The organism is Arthrobacter sp. NPDC058127 (assembly GCF_042884555.1).
Taxonomy (GTDB): Bacteria; Actinomycetota; Actinomycetes; order Actinomycetales; family Micrococcaceae; genus Arthrobacter.
Window position 1 is genome coordinate 152,520 of sequence record NZ_JBHVTT010000008.1, and the last position, 13,156, is coordinate 165,675.

The window sequence follows — 13,156 nt, forward strand, 5'->3', positions numbered from 1 at the left end:
CCTGTCCGAGACGGAAGCTTGGTCGAGGTCCGCGGACGCCTGTTCACGGGGGCCGACGGGCATGCTTATGTGCGGCCGAGATTGCACCCTGATGAACCGAAGATCAGCTTGCGCGAGCAAGCTCAAATGGGCACAACAACAATCAGAATCAGGGTCACGGGCCTTGAAACTGGTGAGTCGGGGCTTGGCAACCTGGAGGGTTCCTGGAATACCATCCGAGGCGTTCTAAGCGGGATGAGGATCGAAGTAACTGCTGTGCTCGATACCCCTGCACAATGGCTCGACTCGTGGGAGGAAACGGACCCGAGATACGAAGAGGCGGAGGCTGATGCGCCGTCGGAGTGGTTCCTTAGTCCGGACCGCCAGAAGCTTCTGGAAGGAATCTTTGCCAGCTTTGATGAGCACAAGGACTTCTATCCTCTTATTTCATTGGGACTTAACGGCACCTACGAAGGCACCTTCCGCGCCACGTTGTACATGCTTGCGATCAACCAGAGCTTCGCATCGTGGGCAGGCAACTTCAGCGCCGACGACCTCCTAGTTCAATCATTCGTGAGGGCCTTGTAGCTGGGGGTTGTTGTGCGTTGGAGAAGCAATGCAGGCATAGTTACAGCGATGCTGATCTCCGGGGCCGCGTTGACTGCCTGCGACGGGGGTGTCCAACGTCATGCCGGCTCAATGCGAGTTACGGATCCGGTCCAGATTACCGAAGCGGCACCGCAAGACGGGGCGCTGGCGTCAGCGGCAAGCCTCATCACCAAAGAGCTAAGCGGCGACCCCAACTTCGGGTCAGTCGCCCTTGAACAGGGGAAGCTCGTCATCACGTGGCACGGCCCGGAGAACGCCCGCATCGCACTTTTGCGCGACCAACTCCCCGGCGTTGACATCTCGATCCGTTCAGCAGCGTGCGTTCCGGGAACTGTCATGGACCGGGCGGGAACCCTCTTAACAGAAGATGCAAGAGTCAGGGTCGTCGGGATGGCCAATGACGGATCCCATGTGGTGGTCACGGTTTCAGAGGGCGCAGACAATAGTGCCCTGGTTGCCGCCTATGAAGCGCGGCTCGGCTGCCCGGTCCGCCTCGAAACGGGGGACGTGGTCCCGGCCACGGGGAACCATTGACACCCTCATGAGGCCGGAATATCGTCGGCCGTATCGAGGTTGGTGGTCTCGTTCCAAGTGGTTTCGGCGCTGCCTTTGGGGGAGCTCCGCTAGTCGGTTGTGCTAGCGAGGAGAGTCCTCAATGTCTTGGGAATTGTCATGAGAGCCACGCGAGCCACAGCTTTCAGGATGGATCCACGCGAGGCCGGTTTGGTCGCGGTTCTGCTCGTCCTCGCGGCCGTGAGCTGGATCGTTTCTGCCGTGCAAACGTCCGGGATGGACATGGGGCGTTGGACAGATCCTGGACCGCTGGGCTTCTTCCTCACGACTTGGGTGGTGATGCTCGCGGCGATGATGTTTCCCTCGGTGGCGCCGATGGTGGTTGCCTACGCCCGGATCACCCACCACCGTCGGGAGACTGGGCGCTATGCCCCGGCAGGTTCCACCGCCGTATTCGTGGCTGGCTACTTGATCTCGTGGACGATCTTCGGCCTCGCCGCGTACGCGCTCTACGCACTAGTTGCGTCCCTCATCCCCGGTTTGTTTTCCTCCGATCCGGGCGGTCGCTACTTGGCAGCTGGAGTGATCTTCTTGGCGGCCGTGTACCAGCTCACGCCGGCCAAGAACGTCTCCCTGATGAAATGCCGGACGCCGATGGACTTCATCCTGCGGCGAATCCGCTACGGACGTTTTGGTGCGCTGCGTCTCGGGCTCGAGCACGGTGCTTGGTGCGTTGCCTGCTGCTGGGCGCTGATGGTGGCACTCTTCGCACTCGGCGTCATGAGCGTCGGCTGGATGGCTGTGGTCGGGGCGTTCATTGCCTTGGAGAAGATGCTCCCGTGGAGGCGGATCGCCAACCGATTGGTCGCCGTCGCGCTGGCCCTGATCGCGGTGGCTATCGCCGTTGCGCCGGGGATGGGGCCCTGAGTCGGGATGTAAATGCGGGGGAAAAAATGGGACGGTCTCATTCATGAAGGAGTCGGAAAATGGCTGGCAGTAAACTGATCGAGCGCTTTTACAAAGAGATCCTCGAGGGTGGGAATCTCGATCTCATTGATGAACTGGCTACGGATAACTTGATCGATCACGAGCAGGCTCTTCCGGGGCAACCGCCCGGCAAGGAGGGCGCCCGATTCTTCGTCAACGCCATCCGAGCGGCGTTCCCGGATATCAAGGTCAAGACGATCGAGCCGGCGCTGGCCGACGGAAACCTGGAGGCGTGCTACGTCGTTCTCACGGGCACGCACAGTGGGGAAATGGCAGGCGTTCCGGCGACGGGCAATAGCGTCGAGTTCGACAGCACCGACATCATCCGCGTCGAGGACGGCAAGGTTGCTGAGCATTGGGGAACCACGAACAACCTGAGCCTCATGCAGCAGATCGGCGTCGTACCCCAGTAGCGATTCCCCAATAGCGTCTCCCGCCCGCGCTCCTAGCAGCGGGCGGGAGGCATTCGGAGGTGAGCCGGGAAGTCTGGTCGGCAGGTCGATAAGTCTGTCATGGAACCGGAGATCCCCGTGAAAATTCCGAGCGGAACGTCCACCGGAGGTGGTCTGGGAAGAGGTCTGCGTTCCCGCCCCGCACTGCTGTTGGCGTTTGCCTTCGCGGTCATGGCCGATCCCGTCTCCTCGGTCGCTTACGCCATCGAGGCGGCTCTGCGCGCCCTGAACGGCGATTTGGCGTTGCTGGTCCCCACGATGGTCCTGGTGGTGGCCATCGTCGCCCTGGTCATCGTGAACTACCGGCAACTCGTGGCGCGCTACCCGAGAGGCGGCGGGGCGCCCGCCGCGGTGGGTGAGGCCTTCGGAGATGGCTGGTCCTTCGTCCCGATCGGCGCGCTGGTGGTGGATTTCCTGCTCACTATAGCGATCAGCGTCTCGGCGGGATCCTCGGCGGTGATCGCCTATTTCCCCGCCCTTGCTCCGTGGCGTTTGCTGCTCGCGCTGTGCCTGGTGGTCCTTGTCGGTGCCGCGACCTGGTTCGGACACCTGGGCAGGCTGGTCTTCGCGGCAATGACTGTGGCCTTCATTGTCGTTTCCGTCGTCGTCCTTCTCTACGGTCTGGGCGCAGCACCTCAAGCGGCCGGCACGATCGTCGGCGCTCCCGGGCATCCACCGGTCCTTGCCGTGCTGCTTGCGTTCCCGGTGGCCATGGCAATGGCCACCGGTGTGGAAGCGGCGACCTCGGCGGTTGCCCAGCTCGGTCAGCTCGACAATGACGGAAAGCGCCGTTTCGGGCAGCTCACTCTCTGGCTGACTCTCGCCATCGTTGGCACGATCACGCTTGGCCTTGCCCTCGAGGCCGCGCAGTTGCACGTCGGCATTCCGCCGAAAGACAGCACGCAGATTGCTGAACTTGCCCGCCTCGCTGCGCCTGCTCCGGTGTTCGCCGCCTTCCAGCTCGTCACTGCCCTGCTGCTGCTCTCGGCGGCTTCCTCGGGCTTCCAAGCTGGACCGGGCCTGCTCAAGGCTCTGGCGCGTCACATCAACCCCAACGGTGAGACCGTCGGTGTCCTTCCTCTCTCCCTGGGCCGTACCAACCACCATCACACGCCCTATTGGGGCGTCACGGTGTTCATCGTGCTGGCCGGTGCCGTGACAGCCGTCGCTGGCGGCGACGACCAGGAGCTTGTGCTGTTCTACGCCGTCGCGGTCTTCCTCAGCTTCCTCGGCGGCCTGGTTTCCATGGCACTCTTGGCCCGCAAGGACCGCCAACCGGGAGTCTTCATCCTCAACACTGTCGGAGCGCTCGTCGTGGCCTTCACCCTCGTTGCCAATCTCTCCCGCGGCTTCCCCATCGTCAGCCTCGCTGCCGCCCTCGCCGTCGCAAGCCTCCTGTACAGGGCCTGGACCAAAGCAGGACGCCCCCGTGGCATCCGCAACGTAGCCGCGGAAGCAGAAATCGAATGACGCACGCAAGCCCTAGTTGGCGGCGTCGCTCGCGCCGTCCGCGACGTCGAAGGCTTCGAGCAGCGCCGCGCCCTCAGCGAGGAGGGGTTCGCGATCCGCTGGCTGGGCCACGAGCCGGGTCACGTCGCTCATGAGGGTCTCCACGTATTGCCGCACGACGGCGTGGTGGGCCGCGTCGCCGAACCACACGAGCTCACCGCACACGCGCAACAGGGCCCTGACCACGCGAGGCTCGTTCGCTCCGTACCGTCGCACCTGTCCGAGGGCCAGATCCACGAGATAGGCGAAATCGCGGGCCGGGACATGCAGCCTGACGGTGCCTTGCGCGTCCGCCACGGCCTGCGGCCCGTGCTGCCGGAGTGAGAGGGCGGCGAGGATCGAGCCGAGATGGTCCACCGCCTGGTTCGCGGTGTAGGGGTCGTTGATGGCGGGCGAGAGCGCCTTGGACGCGACGTCGGCGAGTTGCCGGATCCCGAAGGCGACGTCCTGCTCGAGGGTCCGTTCGTAGCCGATCCGCACGCTCTGGGCGAGCGCCCGGCGCAGTTCAGTGCCGCCGTCGGGGGCAAGAGGACCCGCGCCGCCGCCGGCGGCCTCCCACACCCAGGCGAGCGGGGAACCTGCGACGACGTGCCGGCCGATCATGGGCACCATCCGGGCAGTGAGGCCCCGGTTCGCGAGCTCTTCGACGAACGACTCGGGATGGAAGGCTTGAACGTATCCCGACAGCGGTACAAGCAAGGCGGTAGCGCCGGGCGGCGGGTTTGGCATGCGGATTCCGGGATCACCCGGTACGAAGGACCGCTCGATCACTTTGAGCGTGGCCTTCTCGACGCCCTTCATGACTTGGTCCACCTGGATCGAATGCGACAGATGGTGGGCGAAGAAGACGAGCATGACCATGCTCACGAACAGCAGGAGCAGTGCGCCGCTCACCGCGAGGCGCGGGTAGTCCTGGGTGCGCTGTCCGGCGGCGATGCCGACCGTGTAGAGGCCCGCGGTGCTGTATGCGAACGTGGCCACAAACGCGCTGAGGGTTACCTGGTTGGGGATGTCGCGCAGGAAGTTCCGCAGCAGCCGCGGGCTGAACTGCGTCGACGCGAGCTGCAGCGCCACCACCGTAAGTCCTAGTACGACGGCGATGACCGTCACCATGGTGCTCGCGATCCCGATGAGCAGGTTCCGCGCGTCGTCGGATGTCCCTTGGAAGAGGAGGACGGCGAAGGGTGACGTGGCGTCGAGCTGAACGGCGGAAAGGCCCGCACCCGCGATGATTGCGAGGACGACGGCGCAGGTCGGCATCGCCCACAGGGCACTCGCCAGATACTCCCGAACGGCCTCACGCCTCACATGTGACACTCTCGACTGACGGTGCCCGCCAGTCAAGGGGAGGCTTGTTGAATATCCGGAGGACCTTGGACCCTATAGCGGCCGCACGGAGCGGGGACACACTGGCATATGGCCAACATCTACATTGCTTACGGGACCGTTGAAGGACAGACGGCCCAGATTGCTGAATATATTGCCGACGTCGCTCGTGGCCACGGCCACGAGGTGCAGACGGCGGACATCAAGAAGTCCGGGGATACCTTGCCCGACGGTTACGACGCCGTCCTGGTGGGGGCGTCCGTCCATGTGGGCAAGCACGAGGGCTATGTCGGGGACTTTGTCCGGAAAAACACCGCCGCGCTTGAGCGCCTTCCCTCCGCCTTCTTCTCGGTCAGCCTTGCCGCCCAAGGCGATGAAGTGAACGCCGAGGGTTATGTGGAGAAGTTCGAGGCTGAGACGGGGTGGCGTCCGGCTCAGGTGGGGCTCTTCAGCGGCGCCCTCCTCTACACCCATTACGGTTTCCTCAAACGCGCCATGATGAAGAAGATCGCCCGCGACAAGGGCAGCCTGGACACGGATACCTCGCGGGACTACGTCTACACCGAGTGGGACGGGGTGAGGCGGTTCACCGAGGACTTCCTGGCTCGATTGGCTACACACGTGGCTTAGGCAACGGCCGGATCGCACCAGAATCCTTGACTTCATGCCGAGGCTCAACAAGGGTGGAAGGGATCGATCCACGCGAAATTCTTTCGAATCAGGAGATCCAAAAATGACTCTTCCCCAAGGTTTGACCTCCGGCACCTGGTTGCTGGACATGTCCCACAGCGAGATCGGCTTCAGCGTCCGGCACGCCGGCATCAGCAAGGTCCGCGGCCGCTTCACGGAAGCGAGCGCCGAGGCCCGCGTCCGCGAGTCCCTGGCCGACGCGTCCCTCCACGCAACCGTCAAGACCGCGAGCTTCGACTCCGGCGACGCCAACCGTGACGGCCACGTCCGCGGCGCCGACTTCTTCGACGTCGAGAAGTTCCCGGAGATGACCTTCCGGGCCACCAGCGTAGAGGGCGACGGCGAGGACTACACCCTCACGGGCGACCTCACCATCCGGGGGATCACCAAGCCGGTGGAGCTCGAAGTTGAGTTCACGGGCGTCGCGGTTGATCCTTTCGGCGCGACCCGCGCCGGGTTCTCGGCCGAAACCGAGATCAGCCGGAAGGACTTCGGACTGACGTGGAACGCAGCCTTGGAGACCGGCGGTTTCCTGGTGAGCGACAAGGTGAAGATCAACCTCGAGGCTGCCCTCGTGAAGCAGGCCGAGCCCGCCGCGGCCGAGTAGTCAGCACCAAGTAGTCACAAGGTAGCCGGCCGTCCGCTCAACTCACCGTATAGGAGTTGAGCGGGCGGCCGGTGCCGCCATACGTGAGGTCCAAAACGAGAAGGCCCTTGCCTTCCAGTGCGCTGAGGTAACGCTGAGCCGTCGGGCGGCTGACGCCGAGTTGCCCGGCGATCTCAGCGGCGCTGACGGGACCCCCGGCGGCGCGGACGGCGTCGAGCGCTTTTTGCATGGTGGGCTGCAGGCGAGGCGCCGGGGCCGCGGGCCTGACCCCGGCCGAGCGCGCGTTGTAGAGGCTATCAATGGTTGCCTGGTCGGCAGTTGAAGCGGAATCCAGCTCCTGCCGCCAGTTCCGATACGCCTCCAACTGCGTGCGGAGCCGGTCAAAGCTGAAGGGCTTGACCATGTAGTAGACCGCGCCACTGGTCATCGCTGATTTGACGGTGGCCAGGTCCTGGGCCGCGGTAATGACGATGCAGTCGACGTCGGTTCCGGCCGCCTGCAGGGATCGCAGCATCGAGATCCCGTCCTCGTCCGGTAGGTGTACATCCAGCAAGAGCAGGTCCGGGTTGAGGCGCACGATTGCCTCCCGCGCGGCTGCGGCGCTGTACACCTGACCCACGCATTCGAAACCGTCAACCCTGGCCACGCGGGCAGCGTGGATTCCGGCGACCCGGAAATCGTCGTCAACCACCAACGTCCTAATCAAGGTTTGGGCTCCTTTCCCGGGCATTTCCTTAGTAGTTGAAGCGACAGCAGAAAACGCACAAAACGTGCACTTTTGCGGCTAAGGCGCACAACTTACTGAAGACTTCTGGGCCTGATGATCGCTTCCTAAGCTTTACATAGTTTCAGTGATCCACATCACGAATTCGTCGGACTCCCAAGGAAGGGATCCGGGTGGCATCGCAAGCTGCCGCTGGATAAACGAACTCAAAGACAGAGAGGTCTTAGCGTTATGAATGCTATCCACCCCAACCGGCCACCCGGGGCCTTCGAGAGGGCCGAGGTCGCCGCGGGCATCGACATTGTCGGGTTGACCAAGCGTTACCTCACGCCCAAGCACGAGACATTCACTGCTATCCGCGATGTGACTCTTAGGGTCGAGCCGGGTGAGTTCTGCGCGATCGTGGGACCGACGGGCTGCGGCAAGTCCACCACGCTGGCCCAGGTTTCCGGACTCGAGCGGCCAAGCGCCGGCTCGGTAAGCGTCCACGACCAGATCGTCGACGGCATCACCGAGGGTGTCAGCTACATGTTCCAAGCGGACGCTCTTTTCCCCTGGAAGACCGTTCTCGGAAACGTCTTGATCGGCCCGGTGTTGCTCGGGACGCCCAAGAAGGAAGCCACCTTGCTCGCAAGGGACTGGCTGCGCCGCGTGGGCCTGGCCGGCTTCGAGGACCGCTATCCGCACCAGTTGTCCGGTGGCATGCGCAAGCGCGTCGCCATGGCGGCGGCGCTGATCAACAACCCGCGGATCCTGTTGATGGATGAGCCTTTCGGCGCCCTCGACGTGCAGACCAAGGCCATCATGCAGAACGAGCTGCTGCAGCTCTGGGAGGAACTGCGCCCCTCGGTCCTGTTCATCACGCACGACCTCGACGAGGCAGTGGCGCTCGCCGACAAGGTGGTCATCATGACCAGCAGCCCGGGCACCATCAAGGATGTCTTCCACATCGACCTGCCCAGGCCGCGCGGAGATGTCCAGAAGATCCGGCACGAGGAGCGGTTCCTGGAGCTGCAGGGCCAGATCTGGGAGTCCTTGAAGGACGAAGTCACCCGTGCCTACAAGCAATCGGCGGGTGCAGCAGCATGACAACCACAATCAACAGAGGTGCTCCCGTGCAAGAGCAAGCACAAGTGCAAGCGAGTGAGCTTAAAGTTTCCGCCCGGCGTGCCATGAACCGCCGCACCACGTGGGTTTGGGCCGGCCGTGCCATCCTCGCGGTCATCGTGATCGGTGGCTGGCAGTGGTTCACCACGGCTGGCTGGGTGGACAAGTTCTTCTTCGGCCAGCCGTCCGAAATCTGGAACAGCCTGGTGGATCTCTTCACCAAGGGCACGGCATTCGGCACCATCTGGGAGAACCTCTGGGTCACCATGCAGGAAGCCATCTACGGCTTCGCGCTCGGAACGCTCGTCGGCGTCGTGCTCGGAATCCTGCTCGGCTCGAACAAGTACCTGTCCGAAGTGGTCGGCCCGTACATCCGGATCGTGAACTCGATCCCCAGAATCGTGCTCGGCTCCATCTTCATCGTGGCGTTCGGCCTCGGCGTCTTCCCGAAGGTGCTGCTCGCAGCGGTACTGGTCTTCTTCGTCGTCTTCTTCAACGCCTTCCAGGGTGTCCGCGAAGTGGACCAGAACCTGGTCGGAAACGTGCGGGTCTTGGGTGCATCGCCGCTTCAGGTCGCGATCCACGTGACAATTCCCTCGGCAATGACCTGGATCATCGCCAGCTTGCACACGGCGTTCGGCTTCGCGATCATCGGCGCCCTTGTTGCTGAAGTGCTCGGCGCCCAGCAGGGAATCGGCCTCATCATCAGCCAGGCTCAGGGGACCTTCGATCCCAATACGGTCTTCGCCTGCATGGTGATCATCGCCGTCATCACGCTCGGCGCGGAATACCTCATCGCCCTGCTGGAGCGCACGCTGCTCAAGTGGCGGCCGCCGAACCGTTCCGAAGCACAGACGATCTGACGCTCGCCGTCTTCCATTCAACTTACCCAACGCTCGAATCCTCTAAATAGAAGGAAAAGCACAACCATGATGAAGAACAAGATCTACGCCGTCGGCGCTGCCGGAGTGATCGCCCTGAGCCTCGCAGCTTGTGGCACCAGCACCGCAAGTAGCACCAGCTCCTCAAGCGGCAGCGCTGCAGCGGACACCGCCTCGATGCCCACCGTGAAGCTCATGGTCGGCGGTATCGACAAGCAGATCTACTTGCCGTACCAGCTCGCAGAGCAGCTCGGCTACTACCAGAAGTACGGCGTCAAGGTGGAGCTTTCCACCGAGTCCCAGGGCGGCGTCGGCGCCGAAGACGCAATGGCATCCGGGCAGGTGGACATGGCCGGTGCGTGGTACGTCCACACGGTCGACTTCCAGTCCAAGGGCAAGAACGTCATCAACCTCGTGCAGCTCTCGGGCGCCCCGGGAGAACGCATCATGTGCAGCCCCAAGGCGAACGTGAAAACGGGCGCTGACCTCAAGGGCAAGACCGTCGGCGTCACCGACCTCGGCTCGGGAACAGATGAGCTCACGCAGTTCGTCGCCGCGAAGGCCGGCCTCGCGAAGAGTGACTACCACACGATCGCCGTCGGCGCCGGAGCAACCGCAATCGCGGCCATCCAGCGCGGGTCCGCTGACTGCGTCATGACCACCCAGCCGACCGTGGGCGCACTTGAGAACAAGAACCTCGCCGTTCCGGCAATCGACCTCGCCACCGCCGACGGCGCCAAGGCAGCACTTGGCGGCACCCTGCCGTCGGCCGGCCTTCTCGCCCAGTCGGACTGGGTCAAGACCCACGAAGACGCAGCCCAGAAGGTTGTCAACGCCCTCGTCGACACGATGCACTGGATCAGCACCCACTCCGCGCAGGACATCGCCGACAAGCTGCCCCAGTCCTACGTCCAGAACAGCACCATCTCCAAGGACCAGTACGTCTCCGCGCTGAACCAGGACAAGGGTCAGTTCCTCCCGGACGGCATCATGCCTGCAGGTGGCCCCAAGACGATCTTCGATGAGGAGAAGACCATCGGCGTTGACACCTCCAAGGTCAACATCGCCGACACGTTCAACCAGAAGTATGCCCAGGCCGCACTCAAGCTCGAGGGCTACACCGCCACCACCACCCCCGCCGGCAACGACGGCTAATCTCACCCCTCTATAACTAGCCCCCTGACAATCGGCCTGCGTGGTAATCCACGCAGGCCGATTGTTTTGGTTCTTGCTCCTTTGGGGACTCTTGGACTAGTTCGACGGCGGTGGCGTCCCGTCGAGCTACGTCCCGGCCGCTAGAGCCGCCGGGTACTGCTTCGATCCCTCATTTGCCATTCGTCGGATCTGAAGAACTTCTTTAGCTCCGATCCTGCATTCTCCGAGATACGTACGTCGTCATCGGTCACGTCAAACAGGGGAAGGTAGCCTTTTTGTTCCGCTAATTCGTTCGCTATTACGACTACCGACTTGTCCTCCGTGGACACGGATTCGCCCTTGATTATGCGCCCCGCAATGTGCTCGCACCCGGAAATCTGCAGTATGACCATAAGGTCAAAATTCCTTAGCTCATGCTCATTCCAGATGCTCTTGAGTTGAAGAGGCCCGGTGGTGCTCCTGTCCCCGGCTCTGCTTTCATGGCTCGTCACAGGACCACCGCTTGGAACCGAAGTGATTTCCTTACGAGGCGCATGTTCATCTCCATCGGGAAGGCGGGCATTCCAAAACAGGACGATCGGTCTGTTTAAACTAAGGCGCAGGGTTCTCAGGGGTCAACCTTCGGTGACGCGTGCATGTTGTCTCAGCGTCCGGCCTGCCCGAACTGGAAGAGGCGAACCTGCTCTTCGGACGCGCACTCGACCTCATTTTCGTCGCCTCGCGGGAACTTCTCCTTTCGGCTGCCTGCTCCGCGAGGTTCTTACTCACAGGTCGTTTGCCGCCTTGATGGCGTTCGCAAGTGTGTCGACATGTGGCCAAAGGTCCCCGTACCAGGTGTTTTCGCCTTGACTACGTTCGGCCATGCCCCGTGCCACGGTGATCTTGCTTGGTTTTGTTTTGAAATTGGCGAATGTGCGCGCCAATGGTGACGTGTGTCGGTCGGTGGGAACTTGGTACGTTTTATCTGGATATTCCGATTCGATGACAGCTTGCAGCGCCTCGGGTAGGGCGTAATTTTCGAGCGTGTAACCGTCGGTGACCCACGCGACCGCGTCGATTTCCTTGATCTCGTCAAGGATTCGAAGCTTGGTGTCGTTCAAGCGGTCGTTTGCGTCTTTACGGTCGGAGTCGATAACGACGGCTAGGTTCTGATTGATCCTGAGCAGGGCAATGAACTCTTTGGTTGCTTTGTCATCGACAGCCAAATGGTTCAGAAGTGCCCCGCCGTAGAACATGATGGAATAGTGAGCTCCCTCAATAAGATCCGGGTGCTTCACGTTGAACCAGTGGTTAATGTAAATCCGGTCGGAAGGACCTTCTACCCAGATCAAGTAGTTGGATTGAACGAGGTCTGAAGCCCTGTTGCCTAGGTCAGAAACGGCATGAGCGAGAGTAGCGGCAGACGCGACTGGCCGGACAGCACTGAAGTCTCCGTCAGTTGTGACGTGTGAGATAGAAGCAATTTCTGCATTCAGTAAGGCAGCGGAATGCGTGGAAATCAGGTATCGGTTGTTCGTTTTGTGGTGCAGATACGAGATCAGTTTCCGTTGAAGCGCTGGGTGGAGGTGTATTTCCGGTTCTTCGATGCAGATCAGGGTGTCCTGGATGATCGTGGCGATGGCCGCGAGCATGATCACTTCGTGGATGCCCGTTCCAAGAGAATCAAGGCCCATCGCCTCGCCCCGGCCCATGATCACGTGGAGGGTGTCCTGAGCCATAGGGATTTCTAGTTCGGCTTTGGGGTCATCAACAACGTCACGGACGAAGTTTTGCAGTGCATTGAACTTGGCTTGGTCCTGGGCGCGTGTGGTAATCGGAGGCCTTGCCAGCTGAGCTAGGTGTGGTATCAGTCCCCGGCCGTTCCGAAGGGCTGTACTTGGCCCCTCGGGATCCGCGGTCGCCGTCAATTCCCGGATCGCATCCACCCATTCGGTCTGAGGGATGAATTTCCAAGGCTTCGCCGCGTTAAAGATAGCGTTCAAATTTGTCTGGGGATCTGAAGTTGATCGGTTGAGCATGTGGCCACTCAACCTTTCGAGGTCGTTGGTCGACGCTCCGGAGATTCGTCTCGTTGCGTCGGTGAATTGACGGAGACTTGGAACCATCGACAGGGTGGTTGCCTCGGCGACTGGCTGTAACTCGAAGTCAAGCCATACCATCCCGTCGATGCCTCGGGTGTAGGCCTCGGTTTCAAAGTACCGAGTAAGAGGATTGTTGGGCAGACCTAGCTGGAAGGACTCTCTGACTGGTTCCGTCATCCTTAACCCAAGGGAAACAATTCGCTCTCCGTCCGACGGAATTGGTGTGTCTTCCCGCCTTGGAAACAACTCAGCGGCCTGCCTCGAGATATCTGAGCGAAGCTTTGGCAGAAAATCATGCATGGTCCGCAGGATGTTGGACTTACCAACATTGTTGCGCCCGACAACTAAATGGACTTTTTCCATAGGTCCAACGATCACAGGTTCCGTATTACCGAAACTCCTGTAGCCCTTGATTCCAAAGCCTGCCCAGCTATCCAGCAAGTTTCCCCCTACAACCGAGCTTCTTGTGCGTGATCGCATCGGAAAAGATCGTACAGGGCTCGGTAGCCGTTCAACAGCGAAGGAATCCTTGCCAG

13 protein-coding genes are annotated in these 13,156 nt (G+C 61.7%); 10 read left to right on the forward strand and 3 right to left on the reverse strand.

The window, feature by feature from the left end; all coding sequences use genetic code 11:
• The first annotated feature begins 126 nt into the window (after positions 1 to 126).
• From ACFVTG_RS13150 to ACFVTG_RS13170, 5 genes are all read left to right on the forward strand, one after another.
• A complete protein-coding gene (locus ACFVTG_RS13150) occupies positions 127 to 567 on the forward strand; it encodes a hypothetical protein (protein ID WP_390281033.1) in 441 nt (146 codons plus the stop codon).
• 48 nt (positions 568 to 615) lie between these two features.
• Complete coding sequence (locus tag ACFVTG_RS13155; RefSeq protein ID WP_390281035.1) at positions 616 to 1,122, forward strand: hypothetical protein; 507 nt, start codon at positions 616 to 618, stop codon at positions 1,120 to 1,122.
• A gap of 138 nt (positions 1,123 to 1,260) precedes the next feature.
• A complete protein-coding gene (locus ACFVTG_RS13160) occupies positions 1,261 to 2,028 on the forward strand; it encodes a DUF2182 domain-containing protein (protein ID WP_390281037.1) in 768 nt (255 codons plus the stop codon).
• A gap of 59 nt (positions 2,029 to 2,087) precedes the next feature.
• Positions 2,088 to 2,501 carry an ester cyclase gene (locus ACFVTG_RS13165; RefSeq protein WP_284756219.1) on the forward strand — a complete coding sequence of 138 codons (414 nt, stop codon included), beginning with the start codon at positions 2,088 to 2,090 and terminating at the stop codon, positions 2,499 to 2,501.
• A gap of 117 nt (positions 2,502 to 2,618) precedes the next feature.
• Positions 2,619 to 4,010, forward strand: a complete 1,392-nt coding sequence (locus ACFVTG_RS13170; protein ID WP_390281039.1) for a hypothetical protein — start codon at positions 2,619 to 2,621, stop codon at positions 4,008 to 4,010.
• 12 nt (positions 4,011 to 4,022) lie between these two features.
• Here ACFVTG_RS13170 and ACFVTG_RS13175 read toward each other — a convergent pair whose 3' ends face one another.
• Positions 4,023 to 5,357, reverse strand: coding sequence for a DUF2254 domain-containing protein (locus tag ACFVTG_RS13175; protein WP_390281041.1), 1,335 nt, complete (start codon positions 5,355 to 5,357; stop codon positions 4,023 to 4,025).
• Between the two features lie 108 nt (positions 5,358 to 5,465).
• Between ACFVTG_RS13175 and ACFVTG_RS13180 the strand changes: the two genes are divergently transcribed.
• Positions 5,466 to 6,005: a flavodoxin domain-containing protein gene (locus ACFVTG_RS13180; RefSeq protein ID WP_390281043.1), complete on the forward strand. Its 540-nt coding sequence runs from the start codon at positions 5,466 to 5,468 to the stop codon at positions 6,003 to 6,005.
• Positions 6,006 to 6,108: 103 nt separating this feature from the next.
• Complete coding sequence (locus tag ACFVTG_RS13185) at positions 6,109 to 6,672, forward strand: YceI family protein (RefSeq protein ID WP_390281045.1); 564 nt, start codon at positions 6,109 to 6,111, stop codon at positions 6,670 to 6,672.
• Positions 6,673 to 6,709: 37 nt separating this feature from the next.
• On the opposite strand, the gene ACFVTG_RS13190 is transcribed toward ACFVTG_RS13185, so the two are convergent.
• Positions 6,710 to 7,378, reverse strand: coding sequence for a response regulator (locus ACFVTG_RS13190; RefSeq protein WP_390281047.1), 669 nt, complete (start codon positions 7,376 to 7,378; stop codon positions 6,710 to 6,712).
• 249 nt (positions 7,379 to 7,627) lie between these two features.
• Between ACFVTG_RS13190 and ACFVTG_RS13195 the strand changes: the two genes are divergently transcribed.
• The 3 genes from ACFVTG_RS13195 (at position 7,628) to ACFVTG_RS13205 (ending at position 10,539) form a co-directional block, all read left to right on the forward strand.
• The gene (locus tag ACFVTG_RS13195; RefSeq protein WP_390281049.1) at positions 7,628 to 8,485 is read left to right on the forward strand and encodes an ABC transporter ATP-binding protein; all 858 of its coding nucleotides are present in this window, start codon (positions 7,628 to 7,630) and stop codon (positions 8,483 to 8,485) included.
• Between the two features lie 26 nt (positions 8,486 to 8,511).
• Entirely contained in the window at positions 8,512 to 9,366 is an 855-nt protein-coding gene (locus tag ACFVTG_RS13200) for an ABC transporter permease (RefSeq protein ID WP_284756230.1), read from the forward strand.
• Positions 9,367 to 9,432: 66 nt separating this feature from the next.
• A complete protein-coding gene (locus ACFVTG_RS13205) occupies positions 9,433 to 10,539 on the forward strand; it encodes an ABC transporter substrate-binding protein (protein WP_390281052.1) in 1,107 nt (368 codons plus the stop codon).
• A 764-nt stretch (positions 10,540 to 11,303) separates the two neighbouring features.
• Here ACFVTG_RS13205 and ACFVTG_RS13210 read toward each other — a convergent pair.
• Positions 11,304 to 13,061, reverse strand: a complete 1,758-nt coding sequence (locus ACFVTG_RS13210) for an AAA family ATPase (RefSeq protein WP_390281054.1) — start codon at positions 13,059 to 13,061, stop codon at positions 11,304 to 11,306.
• Positions 13,062 to 13,156 lie beyond the last annotated feature (95 nt).

Bases quoted from the DNA above. Each gene is read 5' to 3' on its own strand.
- ACFVTG_RS13205 (WP_390281052.1), top strand. From the start codon at position 9,433: ATGATGAAGAACAAGATCTACGCCGTCGGCGCTGCCGGAGTGATCGCC.
- ACFVTG_RS13185 (WP_390281045.1), top strand. From the start codon at position 6,109: ATGACTCTTCCCCAAGGTTTGACCTCCGGCACCTGGTTGCTGGACATG.
- ACFVTG_RS13195 (WP_390281049.1), top strand. From the start codon at position 7,628: ATGAATGCTATCCACCCCAACCGGCCACCCGGGGCCTTCGAGAGGGCC.
- ACFVTG_RS13150 (WP_390281033.1), top strand. From the start codon at position 127: ATGGGCACAACAACAATCAGAATCAGGGTCACGGGCCTTGAAACTGGT.
- ACFVTG_RS13165 (WP_284756219.1), top strand. From the start codon at position 2,088: ATGGCTGGCAGTAAACTGATCGAGCGCTTTTACAAAGAGATCCTCGAG.
- ACFVTG_RS13180 (WP_390281043.1), top strand. From the start codon at position 5,466: ATGGCCAACATCTACATTGCTTACGGGACCGTTGAAGGACAGACGGCC.
- ACFVTG_RS13160 (WP_390281037.1), top strand. From the start codon at position 1,261: ATGAGAGCCACGCGAGCCACAGCTTTCAGGATGGATCCACGCGAGGCC.
- ACFVTG_RS13155 (WP_390281035.1), top strand. From the start codon at position 616: ATGCTGATCTCCGGGGCCGCGTTGACTGCCTGCGACGGGGGTGTCCAA.